17 protein-coding genes are annotated in these 21,370 nt (G+C 58.5%); 12 read left to right on the top strand and 5 right to left on the bottom strand.

The window, feature by feature from the left end:
- The first annotated feature begins 260 nt into the window (after nt 1-260).
- Genes fruB through fruA form a run of 3 tightly spaced genes read left to right on the top strand, consistent with a single transcriptional unit; the run spans nt 261 to nt 4,041 of the window.
- Nucleotides 261-1,391 (top strand): fused PTS fructose transporter subunit IIA/HPr protein, encoded by a 1,131-nt coding sequence (fruB, locus tag ACLEXF_RS08515; RefSeq protein WP_043520320.1) that lies wholly within the window; start codon nt 261-263, stop codon nt 1,389-1,391.
- Nucleotides 1,392-2,330 carry a 1-phosphofructokinase gene (gene fruK / locus ACLEXF_RS08510; protein ID WP_002912941.1) on the top strand — a complete coding sequence of 313 codons (939 nt, stop codon included), beginning with the start codon at nt 1,392-1,394 and terminating at the stop codon, nt 2,328-2,330.
- 16 nt (nt 2,331-2,346) lie between these two features.
- Nucleotides 2,347-4,041 carry a PTS fructose transporter subunit IIBC gene (gene fruA / locus ACLEXF_RS08505; protein ID WP_004201641.1) on the top strand — a complete coding sequence of 565 codons (1,695 nt, stop codon included), beginning with the start codon at nt 2,347-2,349 and terminating at the stop codon, nt 4,039-4,041.
- Nucleotides 4,042-4,094: 53 nt separating this feature from the next.
- On the opposite strand, the gene nfo is transcribed toward fruA, so the two are convergent.
- Nucleotides 4,095-4,949 carry a deoxyribonuclease IV gene (gene nfo, locus ACLEXF_RS08500; protein ID WP_023318749.1) on the bottom strand — a complete coding sequence of 285 codons (855 nt, stop codon included), beginning with the start codon at nt 4,947-4,949 and terminating at the stop codon, nt 4,095-4,097.
- A gap of 71 nt (nt 4,950-5,020) precedes the next feature.
- Nucleotides 5,021-6,070 carry a YeiH family protein gene (locus ACLEXF_RS08495; RefSeq protein WP_064189967.1) on the bottom strand — a complete coding sequence of 350 codons (1,050 nt, stop codon included), beginning with the start codon at nt 6,068-6,070 and terminating at the stop codon, nt 5,021-5,023.
- A 265-nt stretch (nt 6,071-6,335) separates the two neighbouring features.
- Here ACLEXF_RS08495 and yieE point away from each other — a divergent pair, with 265 nt between their 5' ends.
- The 3 genes from yieE (at nt 6,336) to cirA (ending at nt 11,127) form a co-directional block, all read left to right on the top strand.
- Nucleotides 6,336-7,202, top strand: a complete 867-nt coding sequence (gene yieE / locus ACLEXF_RS08490; protein WP_004201638.1) for a DNA-binding transcriptional regulator YeiE — start codon at nt 6,336-6,338, stop codon at nt 7,200-7,202.
- A 181-nt stretch (nt 7,203-7,383) separates the two neighbouring features.
- The gene (locus ACLEXF_RS08485) at nt 7,384-8,853 is read left to right on the top strand and encodes an amino acid permease (protein ID WP_004201637.1); all 1,470 of its coding nucleotides are present in this window, start codon (nt 7,384-7,386) and stop codon (nt 8,851-8,853) included.
- 300 nt (nt 8,854-9,153) lie between these two features.
- Nucleotides 9,154-11,127 carry a catecholate siderophore receptor CirA gene (cirA, locus tag ACLEXF_RS08480; RefSeq protein WP_023318747.1) on the top strand — a complete coding sequence of 658 codons (1,974 nt, stop codon included), beginning with the start codon at nt 9,154-9,156 and terminating at the stop codon, nt 11,125-11,127.
- 70 nt (nt 11,128-11,197) lie between these two features.
- On the opposite strand, the gene fghA is transcribed toward cirA, so the two are convergent.
- Nucleotides 11,198-12,031: an S-formylglutathione hydrolase gene (fghA, locus tag ACLEXF_RS08475; protein ID WP_004201634.1), complete on the bottom strand. Its 834-nt coding sequence runs from the start codon at nt 12,029-12,031 to the stop codon at nt 11,198-11,200.
- Between the two features lie 360 nt (nt 12,032-12,391).
- Between fghA and folE the strand changes: the two genes are divergently transcribed.
- From folE to mglC, 6 genes are all read left to right on the top strand, one after another.
- The gene (gene folE / locus ACLEXF_RS08470; protein ID WP_004201633.1) at nt 12,392-13,060 is read left to right on the top strand and encodes a GTP cyclohydrolase I FolE; all 669 of its coding nucleotides are present in this window, start codon (nt 12,392-12,394) and stop codon (nt 13,058-13,060) included.
- 15 nt (nt 13,061-13,075) lie between these two features.
- Nucleotides 13,076-14,233, top strand: coding sequence for a DUF418 domain-containing protein YeiB (gene yeiB / locus ACLEXF_RS08465; RefSeq protein WP_032456403.1), 1,158 nt, complete (start codon nt 13,076-13,078; stop codon nt 14,231-14,233).
- A gap of 155 nt (nt 14,234-14,388) precedes the next feature.
- Entirely contained in the window at nt 14,389-15,411 is a 1,023-nt protein-coding gene (gene galS / locus ACLEXF_RS08460) for an HTH-type transcriptional regulator GalS (protein ID WP_017899327.1), read from the top strand.
- 295 nt (nt 15,412-15,706) lie between these two features.
- On the top strand, nt 15,707-16,705 hold the full coding sequence (gene mglB, locus ACLEXF_RS08455) for a galactose/glucose ABC transporter substrate-binding protein MglB (protein WP_004201626.1): 999 nt from the start codon (nt 15,707-15,709) through the stop codon (nt 16,703-16,705).
- Nucleotides 16,706-16,823: 118 nt separating this feature from the next.
- Nucleotides 16,824-18,344: a galactose/methyl galactoside ABC transporter ATP-binding protein MglA gene (gene mglA, locus ACLEXF_RS08450; RefSeq protein WP_004201625.1), complete on the top strand. Its 1,521-nt coding sequence runs from the start codon at nt 16,824-16,826 to the stop codon at nt 18,342-18,344.
- A 15-nt stretch (nt 18,345-18,359) separates the two neighbouring features.
- Nucleotides 18,360-19,370, top strand: coding sequence for a galactose/methyl galactoside ABC transporter permease MglC (gene mglC / locus ACLEXF_RS08445; protein WP_002912871.1), 1,011 nt, complete (start codon nt 18,360-18,362; stop codon nt 19,368-19,370).
- A 69-nt stretch (nt 19,371-19,439) separates the two neighbouring features.
- Here mglC and sanA read toward each other — a convergent pair whose 3' ends face one another.
- Both sanA and cdd read right to left on the bottom strand, forming a co-directional pair.
- Entirely contained in the window at nt 19,440-20,156 is a 717-nt protein-coding gene (gene sanA / locus ACLEXF_RS08440; RefSeq protein WP_064150961.1) for an outer membrane permeability protein SanA, read from the bottom strand.
- A gap of 275 nt (nt 20,157-20,431) precedes the next feature.
- Nucleotides 20,432-21,316, bottom strand: a complete 885-nt coding sequence (gene cdd / locus ACLEXF_RS08435; protein WP_004201623.1) for a cytidine deaminase — start codon at nt 21,314-21,316, stop codon at nt 20,432-20,434.
- Nucleotides 21,317-21,370 lie beyond the last annotated feature (54 nt).

Below are 21,370 nucleotides of genomic sequence, written 5' to 3'. Positions count from 1 at the left end.
CGAATAATTAAAAAGGCGTTTCAAAATACAAGGTTCAGCAAAAAGCTGACGCTTACCCCAGCCAGGCGCCAGGGCTTCAGCAAAAGTGTGCAGTACCTCTAAGTTCTGCAATCAAGTCGCTGACGTACCTTGCGCATTGAGCAAGAAAGGTACAAAATTCTTGAAACGTTTCAGCGTCATTCGACATATCGTTCACCGTCAGATGGCGCCTTTTTTCTCAAGTTAGCTGAAACGATTCAATTCAGCAGGAGAGGAGAACCATGTTCCAGTTATCTGTGCAGGATATTCATCCCGGCCAGCAGGCCGGTAATAAAGAAGAGGCCATCCGGCAGGTCGCCGCCGCGCTGGTCAGCGCCGGCAACGTGGCCGATGGCTACGTGAACGGCATGCTGGCCCGCGAGCAGCAGACCTCGACCTTCCTCGGCAACGGGATCGCGATCCCGCACGGCACGACGGATACGCGTGATCAGGTGCTGAAGACCGGCGTTCAGGTGTTTCAGTTCCCGCAGGGCGTCACCTGGGGCGAAGGGCAGACCGCCTATGTGGCGATCGGGATTGCCGCCAGCTCAGATGAACACCTCGGCCTGCTGCGTCAGCTGACCCACGTGCTGAGCGATGACGCCGTCGCCGCCCAGCTGCAGTCCGCCACCACCGCGGAAGAGCTGCGTGCGCTGCTGATGGGAGAGAAACAGAGCGAAGCGCTGAAGCTGGACAACGAGACCCTCAGTCTCGACGTCGCGGCCAGCGATCTGCTAACCCTGCAGGCGCTGAACGCCGCGCGTCTGAAAGAAGCAGGCGCGGTGGATTCCGCCTTCGTTAGCCACGTCATTAACGATACGCCGCTGAACCTCGGTCAGGGCATCTGGCTGAACGACAGCGCTGAAGGCAATCTGCGCAGCGCCGTGGCGGTCAGCCGCGCCGCCACCGCCTTCACCCGCGACGATCAGCCGGTTTCCCTGCTGGTCACGGTGGCGATGACCGACGAGCAGCCAACCGCGGTGCTGAACCGCCTGAGCAAGCTGCTGCTGGACAAGAAAGCTGAGCATCTGCTGAAAGCCGACGCCGCCACCGTGCTGGCGCTGCTGACCAGCGACGACGCGATTGCCGAAGATGTGCTGAGCGCCGAATTTGTGGTGCGCAATGAGCATGGCCTGCATGCCCGTCCGGGCACCATGCTGGTCAACACCATTAAACAATTTTCCAGTGACGTCACCGTCACTAACCTCGACGGTTCCGGCAAGCCGGCCAACGGTCGTAGCCTGATGAAGGTCGTGGCGCTGGGTGTGAAAAAAGGTCACCGTCTGCGCTTTACCGCGCAGGGTGAAGATGCGCAACAAGCGCTGGATGCGATTGGCGAAGCGATCGCCGCAGGCCTTGGGGAGGGCGCATAAATGAGCAGACGTGTAGCAACCATTACTTTAAACCCGGCGTACGATCTGGTGGGCTTCACCCCGGAGATCGAGCGCGGTGAAGTGAACCTGGTGCGTACCACCGGCCTGCACGCCGCCGGGAAAGGCATCAACGTGGCGAAAGTGCTGAAAGATCTTGGCATTGACGTCACCGTCGGCGGCTTCCTGGGGAAAGACAACCAGGATGGCTTTCAGCAGCTGTTCAGCGAGCTGGGGATCGCCAACCGTTTCCAGGTGGTGCAGGGCCGGACCCGCATCAACGTTAAGCTGACGGAAAAAGATGGCGAAGTGACCGATTTCAACTTCTCCGGCTTCGAAGTGACCCCGGGCGACTGGGAACGCTTCGTCAACGACTCCCTGAGCTGGCTCGGGCAGTTCGATATGGTCTGCGTCAGCGGCAGTCTGCCGTCCGGCGTCAGCCCGGAGGCCTTTACCGACTGGATGACCCGTTTGCGCAGCCAGTGCCCGTGCATCATTTTCGACAGCAGCCGCGAAGCGCTGGTTGCCGGACTGAAAGCGGCGCCGTGGCTGGTGAAACCGAACCGTCGTGAGCTGGAAATCTGGGCTGGCCGTAAGCTGCCGGAGATGAAAGACGTTATCGACGCCGCCCATGCGCTGCGCGAGCAGGGGATCGCTCACGTAGTGATTTCCCTGGGCGAAGAGGGCGCGCTGTGGGTGAACGCCTCCGGCGAGTGGATTGCCAAGCCGCCTTCAGTCGAAGTGGTCAGCACCGTTGGCGCCGGCGATTCGATGGTCGGCGGCCTGATTTACGGCCTGCTGATGCGTGAATCCAGCGAACATACCCTGCGCCTGGCGACCGCTGTCGCTGCCCTGGCCGTCAGCCAGAGCAATGTAGGGATCACCGACCGTACCCAGTTGGCCGCGATGATGGCGCGCGTCGACTTACAACCCTTTAATTGACAGCAGGAGAGGCATAATGAAAACGCTGCTGATTATTGATGCCGGACTCGGACAGGCGCGCGCCTATATGGCGAAAACCCTGCTGGGCGCCGCCGCGCCAAAAGCGCACCTTGAACTGATTGATAACCCCAACGACGCCGAACTGGTGATTGTTCTCGGGTCGGCGCTGCCCACTGACAGCGCGCTGAACGGCAAACAGGTTTTCCTCGGCGATATTAATCGCGCCGTGGCGCACCCGGAGCTGTTCCTGAGCGAAGCCAAGGGCCATGCGACGCCGTACGCGGCGCCTGCCGCCGCGGCAGTCCCGGCGGCCACCAGCGGACCGAAACGTATTGTCGCGGTCACCGCCTGTCCGACCGGCGTTGCCCATACCTTTATGGCCGCTGAAGCCATTGAAACCGAAGCGAAAAAACGCGGATGGTGGGTGAAAGTGGAAACTCGCGGCTCCGTCGGCGCGGGCAATGCTATCACCCCGGAAGAGGTGGCCGAGGCGGATCTAGTGATCGTCGCCGCTGATATCGAAGTCGACCTGGCGAAATTCGCCGGCAAGCCGATGTATCGCACTACCACCGGTCTGGCGCTGAAGAAAACCGCCCAGGAGCTGGACAAAGCGGTGGTGGAAGCCAAACCGTACCAGCCTTCCGGGAAACCTCAGGCTGCTGGCGAAGGTAAAAAAGAGTCGGCGGGCGCCTACCGCCACCTGCTGACTGGCGTCTCCTACATGCTGCCGATGGTGGTGGCGGGCGGCCTGTGTATCGCGCTCTCCTTTGCCTTCGGGATCAAAGCGTTTGAAGTAAAAGACACCCTGGCGGCGGCGCTGATGCAAATCGGCGGCGGCTCGGCCTTCGCGCTGATGGTGCCGGTGCTGGCGGGCTTTATCGCCTTCTCTATTGCCGACCGTCCGGGTCTGACCCCGGGTCTTATCGGCGGTATGCTGGCGGTCAGCGGCGGCTCCGGCTTTATCGGCGGGATCATCGCCGGTTTCCTTGCCGGTTACGTGGCGAAAGCCATCAGCACTAAGCTGAAACTGCCGCAGAGTATGGAAGCGCTGAAGCCAATCCTGATCATTCCGCTGGTTTCCAGCCTGATCGTGGGCCTGGCGATGATCTACCTGATCGGTAAACCGGTCGCCGGTATCCTCGCCTGGCTGACCCACTGGCTGCAAACCATGGGCACCGCCAACGCGGTTCTGCTGGGCGCGATCCTTGGCGCGATGATGTGTACCGACATGGGCGGCCCGGTGAACAAAGCGGCCTATGCCTTCGGCGTTGGCCTGCTGAGTACCCAGACTTACGCGCCGATGGCGGCGATCATGGCGGCCGGTATGGTGCCTCCGCTGGCGATGGGTGTCGCGACGCTGGTTGCCCGCAATAAGTTCGACAAAGGGCAGCGGGAAGGGGGCAAAGCCGCGCTGGTTCTCGGCCTGTGCTTTATCTCTGAAGGGGCGATTCCTTTTGCCGCCCGTGACCCGATGCGCGTGCTGCCTTGCTGTATCGTCGGCGGCGCGGTAACCGGCGCTATCTCGATGGCAATTGGCGCAAAACTGATGGCGCCGCACGGCGGGCTGTTTGTTCTGCTGATCCCGGGGGCGATTACGCCAGTGCTGGGCTACCTGCTGGCGATTGTCGCCGGGACGCTGGTGGCGGGCCTCTCCTACGCGGTGCTGAAACGCCCGGAAGCGCAGGTAGCGGAAGTCGAAAAAGCGGCATAATCTCTCCGCAATAAAAAAGGGCCGACTGTTCGGCCCTTTTTTTATGTCTCTGTTTACGCCACTTCGGCGATCTGCTGCGCCCGCAGCCAGGCTATCTCTTCCGCCCAGATATCCGGGTTGATGGTTTCCAGAATCAGCGGAATGCCGTCGAAGCGGCTGTCCTGCATGATCCAGCTGAAGCAGTCGTGGCCGATGTTGCCTTCCCCCAGACTATGGTGACGGTCAACCCGGCTGCCAAAGGCGCTCTTGGCATCGTTGAGGTGCATGCCGCGCAGATACTGAAAGCCGACGATACGCTCGAAGTCGGCAAAGGTCTTCTCGCAGGCTTCGGCGCTGCGCAGGTCGTAGCCGGCGGCGAAGGCGTGGCAGGTATCGATGCAGACGCCGACACGGGTTTTATCTTCCACGCCATCGATGATGGCCGCGAGATGCTCGAACTTAAAGCCGAGGTTGCTGCCCTGGCCGGCGGTGTTTTCGATCACGGCGGTGACGCCTTCGGTCTTGGCCAGCGCGATATTGATCGATTCGGCGATGCGCGCCAGGCACTCCTCCTCCGGGATCTGCTGCAGATGGCTGCCGGGGTGGAAGTTGAGCAGCGTCAGCCCCAGCTGCTGGCAGCGGGTCATCTCATCGATGAAGGCATCACGGGATTTTTCCAGCGCTTCTTCCACCGGATGGCCGAGGTTAATCAGGTAGCTGTCGTGCGGCAGGATCTGCCCGGGGCCAAAGTGATACTTTTCACAGGCGGCTTTGAATTCGGCGATGGTCTCGTCGCTGAGCGGCGCGGCGCGCCACTGGCGCTGGTTTTTGGTGAAGAGGGCGAAGGCGGTTGCTTCGATTTCGGCGGCGCGAATGGCGGCATTGGCCAGTCCACCTGAGGCGCTCACGTGCGCTCCTACGTATTTCATAAAAAAACTCCAGTTAAAGCCGCTGGGGGGTGGGTAATGATAGCGGCTTAACTGGAGAAAGATGTAGTGCTTTATGCCATCAGGCTGTGAATCGCGACGTTAATGGCCCCGCCGCCGACAATCAACCAGACGAACAGCATCAGCGCCATCAGCAGCGGTTTCGCCCCGGCTTTTTTCAGCGCGCTGACGTGAGTGGTCACCCCAAGAGCGGCCATGGCCATCGCCAGCAGGACGGTATCCAGCGTCACCAGCATATCCACTACCGCTTTCGGCAGCAGATGGAAGGAGTTAAACACTGCCACCAGGATGAACATAATGGCAAACCACGGAATGGTGATTTTGCTTTTCTCGCCGTTACCCGCCGGGGTCAGCTGTTTAACACGCGCCGCCAGGAACAGCAGGAACGGGGCCAGCATCATCACACGCAGCATTTTAGCGATAACCGCGGCGTTCTCCGCATCCGGGCTGACCGCATGGCCGGCGGCGACGACCTGCGCCACTTCATGCATGGTGGAACCCATATAGATGCCGTAGGTCTCCGGGGTAAACCAGTGCGCCAGCAGCGGGTACATCGCCGGGTAGAGGAAGATGGCGATGGTACCGAAGATCACCACCGTGGCGACGGCGACGGTCACTTTACTGGCTTCGGCTTTGACCACCGGCTCGCTGGCGAGCACAGCTGCAGCGCCGCAGATGCTGCTGCCGGCGCCGATCAGCCAACTGGTGTGCTTATCGAGCCCAAACACTTTCTGGCCCAGGAAGCAGGCGATGAAAAAGGTGCTGGAGAGCGTCAGAACGTCAATCAAAATACCGCTCACGCCGACGTCGGCAATCTGGGCGAACGTCAGGCGGAAGCCGTAGAGGATGATCCCCAGGCGCAGCAGATGCTGTTTGGCGAAGATCACCCCGCCGTCGCAGGGTTGCCAGATTTTCGGATAGATCGTGTTACCGACGACCATCCCGAACAGGATAGCGAGGGTCAAGGCGCTGAAGCCCGCCCCGGCAATGGCCGGAAAGCTACCGGCCCACAGGGCGGCGCCGGTCAGGGCGGCGGTCAGCGCCAGGCCTGGGACAAAATGCCACAGGGAACGATGTTTGGTGGGTAAAGTGAGTGCTGTCATAACCTTCTCCTTTGTCTGCCTAAAGGTTACGCCGCGCGGGATTAAATATAAAATTGATTATATGTTTATAATCAATCGTAATAAGTGGTTAATGACCGCTTCGCCGGTGACAATGGGGCAGGGGAGTGAGGCGCGGAGGCGAGCTGTTCTTGTCAGCAAGACGATGATTTTGTGACGTAAGGGGATTTTCCTTCCATCAGCCGCCTCGATTTGTGTCACCATAGTAAGAAAGGTTATTCAGACTGGATTACTCAACGGGTGGGTTATGCATATTACGCTGCGGCAGCTGGAAGTGTTCGCCGAAGTCCACAAGAGTGGGTCGACCACTCAGGCGTCACAGATGCTGGCGCTTTCGCAATCTGCGGTCAGCGCCGCGCTGACCGATCTGGAAGGGCAGCTCGGCGTACAGCTGTTCGACCGCGTCGGCAAGCGGCTGGTGGTCAATGAGCATGGACGGTTGCTCTATCCGCGCGCCCTGGCGCTGCTGGAGCGGGCCCTGGAGATCGAGCAGCTGTTTCGCGGCGACAACGGGGCGATTCGGGTCTACGCCAGCAGCACCATCGGCAACTATATTATGCCGGAGATCATCGCCCGCTATCGCCATGACTTCCCGGATCTGCCGGTTGAGCTGAGCGTGGGCAACAGCCTGGACGTGATCAACGCCGTTGCCGACCTGCGGGTGGATTTCGGTCTGATCGAGGGGCCGTGTCATGCCGCCGATATTATTGCCGAGCCGTGGCTCGAAGATGAGCTGGTGGTGTTTGCCGCGCCTGACTCGCCGCTGCTGGCGGGGGAGGTGACCCTGCAGCAACTGGCCGAGGCGCCGTGGATCCTGCGCGAGCATGGATCCGGCACCCGGGAGATTGTCGATTACGTTCTGCTGTCGCATCTGCCGGCGTTTCATCTGGGGATGGAGCTCGGCAACTCGGAGGCGATCAAACACGCGGTACGCCATGGGCTGGGGATCAGCTGCTTATCGCGGCGGGTGATTGCCGAACAGCTGGCCTCCGGCACGCTGGCGGAGCTGAAAGTGCCGCTGCCCCGGCTGACGCGCACGCTATGGCGGATCCACCACCGGCAGAAGCATATTTCTAAAGCATTACAACGTTTTCTGCAGTATTGCCAGGTGTAGCGATCCGGCTTTATCGCCTGATAATGGTGGGGGGAATTTGCTGGCAATTCCGCAGGTTAGTGCTTTACTAATAATTTGCGGTCGATCATGAAGCTCTCTTATAACTTTGCATTTGTACCGGATGGAACCCCGATCGTCTGCTACAATCGCGCCTCATTTTTTGGATGGATAGCATTATCACATGGTTTCGGAAACTAAAACCACAGAAGCGCCCACGCTACGTCGTGAACTGAAGGCGCGCCACTTGACCATGATCGCCATCGGCGGTTCCATCGGTACGGGTCTTTTTGTTGCCTCTGGCGCAACAATTTCGCAAGCAGGTCCCGGCGGGGCGCTGCTGTCTTATATTCTGATCGGTCTGATGGTCTATTTCCTGATGACCAGCCTGGGCGAACTGGCGGCGTTTATGCCGGTGTCCGGTTCCTTCGCCACCTACGGGCAGAATTATGTTGAAGAGGGCTTTGGCTTCGCGCTGGGCTGGAACTACTGGTACAACTGGGCGGTAACGATCGCCGTTGATCTGGTGGCCTCGCAGCTGGTGATGAGCTACTGGTTCCCTGACACCCCGGGCTGGATTTGGAGCGCCTTGTTCCTCGGCATTATGTTCCTGCTGAACTGGATCTCGGTGCGCGGCTTTGGCGAGGCGGAATACTGGTTCTCGCTGATCAAAGTGGCCACCGTCATTATCTTTATCATCGTCGGCGTGATGATGATTGTCGGCATCTTCAAAGGGGCGCAGCCTGCCGGCTGGAGCAACTGGGGGATCGCGGATGCGCCGTTTGCCGGCGGCTTCTCGGCGATGATCGGCGTGGCGATGATTGTCGGCTTCTCCTTCCAGGGCACCGAGCTTATCGGTATTGCCGCCGGTGAGTCTGAGAACCCGGAGAAGAACATTCCGCGCGCGGTGCGCCAGGTCTTCTGGCGTATCCTGCTGTTTTACGTCTTCGCGATCCTGATTATCAGCCTGATCATTCCATATACCGATCCGAGCCTGCTGCGCAACGACGTTAAAGATATCTCCGTCAGCCCGTTCACGCTGGTCTTCCAGCACGCCGGTCTGCTGTCGGCGGCGGCGATCATGAACGCCGTTATCCTGACGGCCGTTCTGTCGGCGGGTAACTCGGGGATGTACGCCTCTACGCGTATGCTGTATACCCTGGCCTGCGACGGCAAAGCGCCGCGCATCTTCTCGAAGCTGTCGCGTGGCGGCGTGCCGCGCAACGCCCTGTACGCGACCACCGTTATCGCGGCGCTGTGCTTCCTGACTTCGATGTTCGGTAACCAGACGGTGTACCTGTGGCTGCTGAACACCTCCGGGATGACGGGCTTTATCGCCTGGCTGGGGATTGCCATCAGCCACTACCGTTTCCGTCGCGGCTACGTCCTGCAGGGTAACGATCTCAATAACCTGCCGTATCGTTCCGGGTTCTTCCCGCTGGGGCCGATCTTCGCCTTCGTGCTGTGCCTCATCATCACCCTGGGACAGAACTATGAAGCGTTCCTCAAGGACACCATTGACTGGGGCGGTGTGGCGGCGACCTACATCGGTATTCCGCTGTTCCTCGTCATCTGGTTTGGCTACAAACTGGCGAAAGGCACCCGCTTCGTTCGTTACAGCGATATGACCTTCCCGGACCGCTTTAAGCGTTAATCCCGGCGGTGATACAGCATAAGCCCTCTGATACAGAGGGCTTTTTTTATGTCCGCGCAGTTACAGCCTGACACAATTCTTCATAATTATATTGATAATAGAAATCATTATCTTTATCATTTCCGACCATTACGGATGAAGCCACTCCCCCGTCTCTGCCATGTGTACAGACTGACATCGGGCGACCAGCCACATCGACAAGAAAACAGCGAGTCTACCGCCGACAGAGCGGCAGGCCGCCAGCGCGTGTGAGCAGCACCTTTTTTGTTTGTTTGGTTGTACACCTCATGGAGATTTGGAATGTTCAGGTTAAACCCTTTTATCCGGGCGGGATTGTCTGCGTCCGTCGTATCGTTGGCGTTTCCGGCCCTGGCCGACGTGAATGAAGAAACGCTGGTGGTGACCGCCTCGGCGACTGAACAGAGCGTCAAAGACGCGCCGGCGAGCATCAGTGTCATCACTCAGCAGGATTTGCAGCGCAAGCCGGTCCAGAACCTGAAAGACGTACTGCGCGATGTGCCCGGGGTCCAGCTCACCAACGAAGGGGATAACCGCAAAGGCGTCAGCATCCGCGGTCTGAGCAGCAGCTATACCCTGATCCTGGTTGACGGCAAGCGCGTCAACTCGCGGAACGCCGTCTTCCGCCACAACGACTTCGACCTTAACTGGATCCCGGTGGATGCCATCGAACGTATCGAAGTGGTGCGCGGCCCGATGTCTTCCCTGTACGGCTCCGATGCGCTCGGCGGCGTGGTCAACATTATTACCAAAAAAATCGGCCAGAAATGGACCGGGACGCTGAGTGCTGATACCACCATCCAGGAGCACCGCGACCGCGGGGATACCTGGAACGGCCAGTTCTTCACCAGCGGCCCGCTGATCGACGGCGTGCTCGGGATGAAGGCCTACGGCAGCCTGGCGAAACGCGCCAAGGACGATCCGCAGTCCTCCAGCAATGCCACCGGCGAAACGCCGCGCATCGAGGGCTTCACCAGCCGCGATGGCAATGTTGAATTCGCCTGGACGCCGAACGACAGCCACGATTTCACCGCGGGCTATGGCTTTGACCGCCAGGATCGCGACTCCGATTCCCTTGACCGCAACCGCCTTGAGCGTGAGAACTACTCCCTGAGCCATAACGGCCGCTGGGATATGGGCAACAGCGAGCTCAAGTTCTACGGCGAAAAGGTGGATAACAAAAATCCGGGGCAGAATGGGACCATCACTTCGGAAAGCAATGCCATCGACGGCAAGTACGTTCTGCCGCTGGACATGATTAACCAGCTGGTGACCTTCGGCGGCGAATGGCGCCACGACAAGCTGAAAGATCCGGTCAACCTGAGCAGCGGCGGTCAGTCAACGTCGGCCAGCCAGTACGCCCTGTTTATTGAAGACGAATGGCGCATCATCGAGCCGCTGGCGCTGACCACCGGCATTCGTATGGACGACCATCAGACCTATGGCGATCACTGGAGCCCGCGCGCCTATCTGGTGTATAACGCCACCGATACCGTCACCGTTAAAGGCGGCTGGGCGACGGCGTTTAAAGCCCCGTCCCTGCTGCAGCTTAATCCCGACTGGACCACCAACTCCTGCCGCGGCTCGTGCAGCATCGTTGGTAACCCGGATCTAAAACCGGAAACCAGCGAAAGCTTCGAGCTCGGTCTCTACTACCGCGGGGAAGAGGGCTGGCTTGAAAATGTCGAAGGCAGCATCACCACCTTCCAGAATAATGTCGACGACATGATCGATGTTCTGCGCACCTCCAGCGCCAGCGAAGCGCCGGGCTACCCGAACTTTGTCGGCTGGAAAACCGTCAACGGCAAGCGCGTGCCGATCTTCCGCTATTTCAACGTCAACAAAGCGCGCATCAAAGGGGTGGAAACCGAGGTGAAGATCCCGTTTGGCGATGAGTGGAAGCTGACGGTGAACTACACCTACAACGATGGTCGCGATCTGAGCAACGGCGGCGACAAACCGCTGCAGACGCTGCCGTTCCATACCGCCAACGGCACGCTCGACTGGAAACCGCTGGATGACTGGTCCTTCTACGTGACAGCCAACTATACTGGCCAGCAGCGCGCGGTGAGCGCCACCGGCAAAACGCCGGGCGGCTATACCCTGTTTGACGTCGGCGCGGCGTGGCAGGTCACCAAGAATGTGAAACTGCGCTCCGGGGTGCAGAACGTGGGCGATAAAGATCTCAGCCGGGACGACTACAGCTATACCGAAGAGGGCCGTCGCTACTTTATGGCGGTGGATTATCGCTTCTGATTGCCGGCGCTAAAACGCGTCCTGTAGGCCTGAACATGCGCCGCGAAGCAGCTTCGCGGCGCATTTGCGTTTAGCCAAAGAGATGCTGCGCATGGAAGCGCAAATGGTCTTCAATAAACGAGGCAATGAAGTAGTAGCTGTGGTCGTAACCGGGCTGGATGCGCAGCGTTAACGGCCAGGCCTTCTGCCGCGCGACCTCCGCCAGTACCGCCGGCTGCAACTGTCCGGCAAGGAATGGATCGCTGTCGCCCTGATCGATAAGCGTCGGCACAGCGTCCGCCGGCTGGCTGGCCTGCATCAGGGCGCAGCTGTCCCAGGCGTGCCATGTCGATTCATCGGCGCCGAGATAGGCGGTAAACGCTTTCTTACCCCACGGCACCTGGGAGGGATTGACGATCGGCGCGAAGGCGGAGACGCTGACGTAGCGGCCGGGATTGTTGAGCGCCATGATAAGCGCGCCGTGACCGCCCATCGAGTGGCCGCTGATGGCGCAGCGGTCGCCGATGCTAAACTCGCTGCGGATAATCGCGGGCAGTTCGTCGCGCAGGTAATCGTACATTCGGTAGTGCGCCGCCCAGGGCGCCTGGGTGGCGTTCAGGTAGAAGCCGGCGCCTTGCCCCAGATCGTAACTGTCGTCGTTGGCCACCTCGTCACCGCGCGGGCTGGTATCCGGCATCACCAGCGCGATGCCCAGCTCGGCGGCAATGCGCTGCGCGCCCGCCTTGGTGGTAAAGTTTTCATCGTTACAGGTCAGCCCGGACAGCCAGTACAGCACCGGCGGCGGCGTTTCGCGCTCAGGCGGTAAAAAAATGCTGAACGTCATGGCGCAGTTCAGGACAGGGGAGTGATGACGCCAGCGTTGTTGCCGGCCGTCAAAACAGCGATGCTCTTCAAGCAGTTCCATGCAAGGCTCCTCGGAAGGGGTGTGCGCGTAAACGTTCATAATACAGATATTTCATTAGCCAGTGAGCAACTTTCACTTTCTCCTTTTGAGAACTTACTGCATCATTAATGCAACTTATAGCCAACATGCCGGTGTAGCGATGGCGCTTATGGATGCGTACAGCGGTTGGATCATTCCGGATTCGGCGGTAGGGATTTGGTGCCGCGCTTGAGGCGAGACTTCGCGCCTTAATAAAAGGCAGCGCCAATTTCAATAATTATCGTTACGGCTACTGGATTCTGTGCGCCGCCTCACGCACAATGAATACAAACTTTGCCCCCAGAAAAAGCAAAGAGCGCCACACCTGCAGGAGAAACCCAAATGTCATCACTGAGTAAAGAAGCCGTCCTCGTTCATGAAGCGCTGGTCGCTCGTGGGCTGGAGACGCCGATGCGTGCGCCAGTACAAGAAATTGATAACGAAACACGCAAGCGTTTGATTACCGGTCATATGACCGAGATTATGCAACTGCTGAATCTGGATCTGAGTGATGACAGTCTGATGGAGACCCCGCATCGCATCGCCAAAATGTATGTCGATGAGATCTTCTCCGGACTGGATTATTCTCGCTTCCCGAAAATCACCGTCATTGAAAACAAAATGAAGGTCGATGAAATGGTCACTGTACGCGATATCACCCTGACCAGCACCTGTGAACACCATTTCGTCACCATCGATGGTAAAGCGACGGTAGCCTATATCCCGAAAGATTCGGTGATTGGCCTGTCGAAAATCAACCGTATCGTGCAGTTTTTCGCCCAGCGTCCGCAGGTCCAGGAGCGTCTGACGCAGCAGATCCTGATTGCGCTGCAGACGCTGCTCGGCACCAGCAACGTGGCGGTATCCATTGACGCGGTGCATTACTGCGTGAAAGCGCGCGGCATCCGCGACGCGACCAGCGCCACTACCACCACCTCCCTCGGTGGCCTGTTCAAATCCAGCCAGAATACCCGCCAGGAATTCCTGCGCGCAGTACGTCACCACAGCTAAAACGGAGCAGGGTACATGGAGAGAAATGTCACGCTGGACTTTGTCCGCGGCGTCGCCATCCTCGGTATCCTGCTTCTCAATATCAGCGCCTTCGGCTTGCCGAAGGCCGCTTACCTCAATCCGGCCTGGTCAGGAAGCGCGACCCTCAGCGATACCTGGACCTGGGCGCTTCTCGACCTGCTGGCGCAGGTGAAATTTCTCACCCTGTTCGCGCTGCTGTTTGGCGCCGGTCTGCAGCTTCTGCTCCCCCGCGGAAAACGCTGGATCCAGTCGCGCCTGACCCTGCTGGCGCTGCTTGGTTTCATTCACGGTCTTTTCTTCTGGGATGGCGATATTCTGCTGGCCTACGCCCTGGTGGGGCTGGTGAGCTGGCGCATGGTGCGCGAGGCGCAGCATGTCAAATCGCTGTTCAACACCGGGGTGGTGCTCTACCTCACCGGCATTGCGGTGCTGGTCCTGCTGGGGATGATCTCCGGACCCGCAGCCAATCGCTCCTGGGTCCCGGACGCGGCCAATCTGCAGTATGAGCAGTACTGGAAGCTACACGGCGGCATGGAGGCGGTCAGCAACCGGGCGGATATGCTGTCGGACAATCTGCTGGCGCTCGGCGCGCAGTATGGCTGGCAGCTGGCGGGGATGATGCTGATAGGCGCGGCGCTGATGCGCAGCGGCTGGCTGAAAGGGCAGTTCAGCCAGCGTCACTATCGGCGCACCGGCGTGCTGCTGGTGGCGGCCGGGATGGCGGTGAATGTGCCGGCCATCGTCGCCCAGTGGTATCTGGCCTGGGACTATCGCTGGTGCGCGTTTTTACTGCAGGCGCCGCGTGAACTGAGCGCCCCGCTGCAGGCTATCGGCTATGCCTCGCTGGCCTGGGGCTACTGGCCGCAGCTCTGCCGTTTCCGCCTGGTGGGGGCTATCGCCTGCGTTGGACGCATGGCGCTGACCAACTATTTGCTGCAGACCCTGATCTGCACCACCCTGTTTTATCATCTCGGGCTGTTTATGCGCTTCGATCGTCTGCAGCTGCTGGCCTTTGTTCCCCCCATCTGGGCCGTAAACCTCCTTCTGTCATCACTCTGGCTGCGCCGCTTCCGCCAGGGGCCGGTGGAATGGCTGTGGCGTCAGTTAACCCTGCGTGCGTCAGGGACATCATTGAAAGACACATCCAGATAACGATCTCGATCACAATCATTAACAAAACGGATGTAAACGTTTCCAGCCGTGTGACCTCACTCACGTAGCGGACCGCGGGTCGCTGCCAGAATAGCCTCCTTGCTGAGCACAGGAGGTGAATGTGACGTGCTGTAATTCTCTTAAGGTCGCTGAGTATGATCACCATTCGTGATGTCGCCCGCCAGGCGGGCGTATCCGTGGCCACCGTGTCGCGGGTGCTGAACAACAGCGCGCTGGTGAGTCCGGATACGCGCGACGTCGTGATGAAAGCGGTGACCCAGCTGGGCTACCGGCCAAACGCCAATGCCCAGGCGCTGGCCACCCAGGTCAGCGATACCATCGGCGTGGTGGTGATGGACGTCTCCGATGCCTTCTTCGGCGCGCTGGTGAAAGCGGTGGATACCGTCGCCCAGCAGCATCAGAAGTATGTGCTGATCGGCAACAGCTATCACGAGGCGGAAAAAGAGCGCCACGCCATCGAGGTGCTGATCCGCCAGCGCTGCTCGGCGCTGATCGTCCATTCGAAAGCGCTCAGCGATGCTGAACTGAGCGACTTTATGCAACATATCCCGGGGATGGTGCTGATCAACCGCATCGTGCCGGGCTTTGCCCATCGTTGCGTGGGTCTCGACAACGTCAGCGGCGCGCTAATGGCTACCCGCATGCTGCTCAATCACGGCCACCAGCGCATCGGCTATCTCTCCTCAAATCACGGCATTGAAGACGACGATATGCGCCGGGAAGGGTGGAGCAAAGCGCTGCAGGAGCAGGGCATCATCGCCCCGGACAGCTGGGTCGGGTCCGGCTCCCCGGACATGCAGGGCGGCGAAGCGGCGATGGTCGAACTGCTGGGGCGGAATCTCGGCCTCACCGCCGTGTTCGCCTATAACGACAGCATGGCGGCCGGCGCGCTGACAACGCTAAAGGATAACGGCATTGTCGTGCCGCAGCATCTATCGCTGATTGGCTTTGATGATATTCCTATTTCCCGTTACACCGATCCTCAACTGACCACCGTGCGCTATCCGGTGATGTCGATGGCGAAGCTGGCCACCGAGCTGGCGCTGCTGGGGGCGGCCGGCAAGCTGGATCGCGAGGCGACGCACTGCTTTATGCCGACCCTGGTGCGCCGTCACTCCGTTGCCCAGCGGCAAACTGTGGGGCCGATCACTAACTGAAGCGGCAGCGGGATGTAACCGCTTTCAATTTGTGAGTAAATTCACAGTATATTAACATTCGCCTGATTATGATGGCAGCGTTTACCAGTCTGAACCACAAGGTGATGGGAAGTCCTCACTTTTACTATTAGGAACAAGGCGTTAAACGAGTATTAGAGTCGTATTTTCCTGGAGCGTTACCCGACACGGAAGACCGAATTTTCGTCGTGAAATGCGTTGTGCGGTAACACTAATGCAACAAGTCCCGCCCGCACTTTTCACAAAAATGACCCTGCATAATAAAACCGGAGATTCCATGAATAAGAAGGTGTTTACCCTCTCTGCTGTAATGGCTGGTCTGTTATTTGGCGCCGCAGCACACGCAGCAGATACCCGTATCGGCGTGACGATTTATAAATATGACGACAACTTTATGTCGGTGGTGCGTAAGGCGATTGAAAAAGATGGCAAATCCGCGCCTGACGTCCAGCTGCTGATGAATGACTCGCAGAACGACCAGTCGAAACAAAACGATCAGATTGACGTGCTGCTGGCGAAAGGCGTGAAAGCCCTGGCGATCAACCTGGTTGACCCGGCGGCAGCGGGAACGGTCATCGAAAAAGCGCGCGGGCAGAATATTCCGGTGGTGTTCTTCAACAAAGAGCCTTCCCGTAAAGCGCTGGATAGTTATGACAAGGCTTACTACGTCGGTACCGACTCGAAAGAGTCCGGGATTATTCAGGGCGATCTGATCGCCAAGCACTGGAAAGCAAACCCGAACTGGGATCTGAATAAAGACGGCCAGATCCAGTACGTCCTGCTGAAAGGCGAGCCGGGCCATCCGGATGCGGAAGCGCGTACCACCTACGTTATCAAAGAGCTGAACGATAAAGGTCTGAAGACCCAGCAGCTGCAGATGGACACCGCTATGTGGGATACCGCCCAGGCGAAAGACAAAATGGACGCCTGGCTCTCCGGCCCGAATGCGAACAAGATTGAAGTGGTGATCGCCAACAATGACGCCATGGCGATGGGTGCGGTTGAAGCGCTGAAAGCGCACAACAAGAGCAGCATTCCGGTGTTCGGCGTTGACGCCCTGCCGGAAGCCCTGGCGCTGGTGAAATCCGGCGCGATGGCCGGTACCGTGCTGAACGATGCTAACAACCAGGCGAAAGCGACCTTCGAGCTGGCGAAAAACCTTGCCGACGGAAAAGAGGCGGCGGCAGGCACCAACTGGAAAATTGACAACAAGATTGTTCGCGTCCCCTACGTGGGGGTCGATAAAGACAACCTGAGCCAGTTTACCGGCAAATAATCGTGATGTGAGTTGCGGGCGTGGGTTATCCACGCCCGATTATTCCTGATACAGAACCAGACTCCTGCTGGCGTTATTGCGCCGGACGGGGCGTGCATGAACGCAGCCAGGTATAACTATGGTCAGCAATAATAGCGAACGGTCAGGCGAATATTTGTTGGAGATGACCAACATCAACAAATCGTTTCCTGGCGTCAAGGCTCTTGATAATGTCAACCTGAAGGTTCGTCCGCACTCCATTCATGCGTTAATGGGTGAGAACGGCGCCGGTAAATCGACATTATTAAAATGCCTTTTTGGGATCTATCAAAAAGATTCCGGCAGCATTCTTTTTCAGGGAAAAGAGATCGATTTCCATTCGGCGAAAGAAGCTCTGGAAAACGGTATTTCGATGGTGCATCAGGAATTAAACCTGGTCTTACAGCGTTCGGTCATGGACAACATGTGGCTCGGCCGCTATCCCACCAAAGGCATGTTTGTCGATCAGGACAAAATGTACCGGGATACCAAGGCTATTTTTGATGAGCTGGATATTGATATCGATCCGCGCGCCCGCGTCGGGACTTTATCGGTATCTCAGATGCAGATGATTGAGATCGCGAAGGCGTTTTCCTATGACGCCAAAATCGTCATCATGGACGAGCCGACGTCATCGCTGACGGAGAAAGAGGTCAACCATCTGTTCAAGATCATCCGCAAGCTGAAAGATCGCGGCTGCGGTATCGTCTATATCTCGCACAAAATGGAAGAGATTTTCCAGCTGTGCGATGAAATTACCATCCTGCGCGACGGCCAGTGGATCGCTACCCAGCCGCTGGAAGGGCTGGATATGGACAAGATCATCGCCATGATGGTCGGGCGTTCGCTCAATCAGCGCTTCCCGGATCGTGAAAACACCCCGGGGGAAGTCATCCTCCAGGTGCGCAATCTCACCTCCCTGCGCCAGCCCTCCATTCGCGATGTCTCCTTCGACCTGCATAAGGGCGAAATTCTCGGTATCGCCGGTCTGGTGGGCGCGAAGCGTACCGACATCGTGGAGACCCTGTTCGGGATCCGTGAGAAGGCCAGCGGCACCATTACCCTGCACGGGAAGAAGATCAACAACCACAGCGCCAATGAGGCGATTAACCACGGTTTTGCGCTGGTAACCGAGGAGCGGCGCTCCACCGGAATTTACGCCTATCTGGACATCGGTTTTAACTCGCTGATCTCCAATATTAAGAAATATAAAAACAGCGTCGGCTTGCTGGATAACTCGCGGATGAAGAGCGATACCCAATGGGTGATTGACTCCATGCGCGTTAAAACCCCCGGCCAGCATACGCAGATTGGTTCGCTTTCCGGTGGTAACCAACAAAAGGTCATTATTGGCCGCTGGCTGCTGACCCAGCCGGAGATCCTGATGCTGGACGAGCCGACGCGCGGTATCGACGTCGGCGCCAAATTCGAGATCTATCAGCTGATTGCCGAGCTGGCTAAAAAAGATAAAGGGATCATTATTATTTCTTCCGAAATGCCGGAACTGCTGGGGATTACCGACCGCATTCTGGTAATGAGCAACGGCCTGGTCGCGGGCATTGTTGAGACTAAAACCACCACGCAAAACGAAATACTGCGTCTTGCGTCATTGCACCTTTAAGATCAGGGGCTTCACATGAGTGCGTTAAATAAAAAGAGTTTTCTCACTTACCTGAAAGAGGGTGGGATATATGTCGTCCTTCTGGTCCTGTTGGCCATTATTATTTTCCAGGATCCGACATTTTTAAGTCTGCTCAACCTGAGTAATATTCTGACCCAGTCCTCGGTGCGTATTATTATTGCCCTCGGCGTGGCCGGACTGATCGTCACGCAGGGCACGGACCTCTCCGCCGGCCGTCAGGTGGGACTGGCGGCGGTGATTGCCGCGACCATGCTGCAGGCGGTGGATAATGCCAACAAGGTGTTCCCAGATATGGCGACCATGCCGATCCCACTGGTCATCCTGCTGGTATGCGCCATCGGGGCGGTCATCGGGCTGATTAACGGGATCGTCATTGCCTATCTGAACGTAACGCCGTTTATTACCACTCTCGGGACCATGATCATCGTCTACGGCATTAACTCGCTGTACTACGATTTCGTGGGCGCGTCGCCGATCTCCGGCTTCGACAGTCACTTCTCCCATTTCGCGCAGGGGTTTGTGGCGCTGGGCTCGTTCCGCCTGTCCTACATTACCTTCTACGCGCTGATTGCCGTCTTCTTTGTCTGGATCCTGTGGAACAAGACGCGCTTTGGCAAAAACATTTTCGCTATCGGCGGTAACCCGGAAGCGGCGAAAGTCTCCGGGGTTAACGTGGCGTTGAACCTGCTGATGATCTATGCCCTCTCCGGGGTGTTCTACGCCTTCGGCGGCCTGCTGGAAGCCGGTCGTATCGGCTCGGCGACCAATAACCTCGGCTTTATGTACGAACTGGACGCCATCGCCGCCTGCGTGGTGGGCGGTGTATCGTTCAGCGGCGGGGTAGGGACCGTATTCGGCGTGGTGACAGGGGTAATTATCTTCACCGTGATCAACTATGGCCTGACCTACATTGGCGTCAACCCTTACTGGCAGTACATCATCAAGGGGGCGATCATTATCTTCGCCGTGGCGCTGGATTCCCTGAAATACGCCCGTAAGAAGTAATTTTTGCCTGAGTAAAAACCCGCGCCTGGCGCGGGTTTTTTTATACCTGAAACGGATGCGATGATGGGGCTACTTTTCTTTCTGCAGCTCCAGCAGCTGCTCCGGCGTGACCGCCGGGTAGGACTGGGCGTCATCCGGCACGTCGTGCTGCTGCGCCGGAATCGGGATTAAAGGGCCAAGGAAGCGCGGTTCCCGTTTGAAGATGTAGAGGTCCGCCAGCGCGCCGAAGCGGGCGCCGAATTCGCGCAGCCGCACGCTCCACATATCCTTCGGCGACGGCACCGCGTAGCACTGGGCCTGGATCCCCATATGCAGGGCGATAAACAGCGCCCGTTCGCAGTGGAAGCGCTGGGTGATGATAATGAAGTCGTTGGTGTCGAACACTTTGCGGGTGCGGACGATCGAATCAAGCGTGCGGAAACCGGCATAGTCCAGCACGATATCCGCCGGATCGACGCCGCTTTTGATCAGGTCCCGGCGCATCGTCATCGGTTCATTGTAGCTTTGCAGGGCGTTATCCCCGCTCAGCAGCAGATAGTTGACCTTGCCGCTGTTGTAGGCGTTGAGCGCGCCCTGGATGCGGTAGCGGTAATACTGATTGATGACGCCGGTGCGGTAGTATTTAGCAGTGCCCAGCACCACGCCGACCTGGCGGTAGGGGAGATCCTGCAGCTCGTCATAGATATAGGGCGCGGTTTTCCAGCTCATCCAACGGTCAAGACCCAGCACGGTCAACAGCAGCAGGCCGAGCAGGACTAACAGGCTGTAGAACACACGCTTTAACATGAACTTGGCTCAATAATAGACAACGGAGTCTTCAGGCTACTTTACCCGCCGGGTAAGCGCAAGAAACCCGCGTTTGATTGCGGGGATTTTCAGCAATATAGACAGATCGCTGAACGCAGGCCGGGTAAGGGGTGAGCCGACACCCGGCATAGGGATCTTCAGCTCGCCATGGCGCGAACCGTAGGTCGGGTAAGCGTAGCGCCACCCGACACCTAAGGGTATAAAAGGTCGGCCGGATAAGCCGAAGACGCCATCCGGCCGTCTGCGCAGGCGGATTAACCTAACAGCACGCGCTCGATATTGTGGCAGCCCAGCGCCTTCAGGGTGGCGACGGTGGCGTCCCACTGAATCAGCGCCGCATCGGCTTTCTCCGCCAGGATCGCCCGCTGGATGTCCGGATAATCATAGCCGTTGAGGCTGAGAAGATTCAGCGCCCCCTGCAGCGGCGGCAGCGTCGGGTTGAACGCCGCGTTTTCCGCATAGCTGCCGCTGAAAAGGGTGCCATCTTTCAGCTCCAGCGCCACGCCGGAAGGCGAATGGCTGTACGGCGCATGGCAGCGGTTAGCGGCCTCAATCGCCGCCTGCGTCAGGGCATCGCCGCTGACCGGGAAGCCGTGGTCCTGGTGGTCCATCAGCAGGGTTTTGATCTCCAGGTCTTTCGGGCCGAAGGCATCCGGCAGATAGTGCTGCAGAGCATGGGCTTCACGACCGGGCAGATGAATGCGCAGCGCCAGTCCGCTGTTCAGTTCGTTCATAAACTGACGGCAATGGCCGCACGGCGTGTAGTTCACCGTGATAGCGCGCAGGGAGGTTTCACCGCGCAGCCAGGCGTGGCTGATGGCGCTCTGCTCCGCATGGACGGTCTGCTGCATGGTGGCGCCGAGAAACTCCATGTTGCCGCCAAAGTACCAGCGGCCGCTGACGCCGCGGGCGATAGCCCCGACGTTAAAGTGAGAAAGGTCGGCGCGCGCGCAGGCGGCGGCCAGCGGCAGTAGCGCAAAGGCCAGCGCGTCTTCGTCCAGACCTGTCGCCTGTTGCAGCGTCGCCACCTGATCGGCTTCGAGCAGCGCCGGGAAGTGCGGGTCGGCGAGCATCGGGGAGATGGCCGCCTGCAGGTCTGCTGCCAGGGTAGTCAAAGCAGCTTGAAAACGTGAGTGCATAGCGTTGCCTCATAACAGTGTAATGGGGAACCAGTGTACGGGCGTCAAGGGGTT

The sequence above is a fragment of the Klebsiella pneumoniae complex sp. WS1778 genome, assembly GCF_049472055.1.
Classification (GTDB): Bacteria; Pseudomonadota; Gammaproteobacteria; order Enterobacterales; family Enterobacteriaceae; genus Klebsiella; species Klebsiella quasipneumoniae.
The sequence above is the reverse complement of the archived record's forward strand: the minus strand, read 5'-3'. Positions and strand labels throughout refer to the sequence as shown.

Bases quoted from the DNA above. Each gene is read 5' to 3' on its own strand.
- fruB (WP_043520320.1), top strand. From the start codon at position 261: ATGTTCCAGTTATCTGTGCAGGATATTCATCCCGGCCAGCAGGCCGGT.
- fruK (WP_002912941.1), top strand. From the start codon at position 1,392: ATGAGCAGACGTGTAGCAACCATTACTTTAAACCCGGCGTACGATCTG.
- fruA (WP_004201641.1), top strand. From the start codon at position 2,347: ATGAAAACGCTGCTGATTATTGATGCCGGACTCGGACAGGCGCGCGCC.
- nfo (WP_023318749.1), bottom strand. From the start codon at position 4,949: ATGAAATACGTAGGAGCGCACGTGAGCGCCTCAGGTGGACTGGCCAAT.
- ACLEXF_RS08495 (WP_064189967.1), bottom strand. From the start codon at position 6,070: ATGACAGCACTCACTTTACCCACCAAACATCGTTCCCTGTGGCATTTT.
- yieE (WP_004201638.1), top strand. From the start codon at position 6,336: ATGCATATTACGCTGCGGCAGCTGGAAGTGTTCGCCGAAGTCCACAAG.
- ACLEXF_RS08485 (WP_004201637.1), top strand. From the start codon at position 7,384: ATGGTTTCGGAAACTAAAACCACAGAAGCGCCCACGCTACGTCGTGAA.
- cirA (WP_023318747.1), top strand. From the start codon at position 9,154: ATGTTCAGGTTAAACCCTTTTATCCGGGCGGGATTGTCTGCGTCCGTC.
- fghA (WP_004201634.1), bottom strand. From the start codon at position 12,031: ATGGAACTGCTTGAAGAGCATCGCTGTTTTGACGGCCGGCAACAACGC.
- folE (WP_004201633.1), top strand. From the start codon at position 12,392: ATGTCATCACTGAGTAAAGAAGCCGTCCTCGTTCATGAAGCGCTGGTC.
- yeiB (WP_032456403.1), top strand. From the start codon at position 13,076: ATGGAGAGAAATGTCACGCTGGACTTTGTCCGCGGCGTCGCCATCCTC.
- galS (WP_017899327.1), top strand. From the start codon at position 14,389: ATGATCACCATTCGTGATGTCGCCCGCCAGGCGGGCGTATCCGTGGCC.
- mglB (WP_004201626.1), top strand. From the start codon at position 15,707: ATGAATAAGAAGGTGTTTACCCTCTCTGCTGTAATGGCTGGTCTGTTA.
- mglA (WP_004201625.1), top strand. From the start codon at position 16,824: ATGGTCAGCAATAATAGCGAACGGTCAGGCGAATATTTGTTGGAGATG.
- mglC (WP_002912871.1), top strand. From the start codon at position 18,360: ATGAGTGCGTTAAATAAAAAGAGTTTTCTCACTTACCTGAAAGAGGGT.
- sanA (WP_064150961.1), bottom strand. From the start codon at position 20,156: ATGTTAAAGCGTGTGTTCTACAGCCTGTTAGTCCTGCTCGGCCTGCTG.
- cdd (WP_004201623.1), bottom strand. From the start codon at position 21,316: ATGCACTCACGTTTTCAAGCTGCTTTGACTACCCTGGCAGCAGACCTG.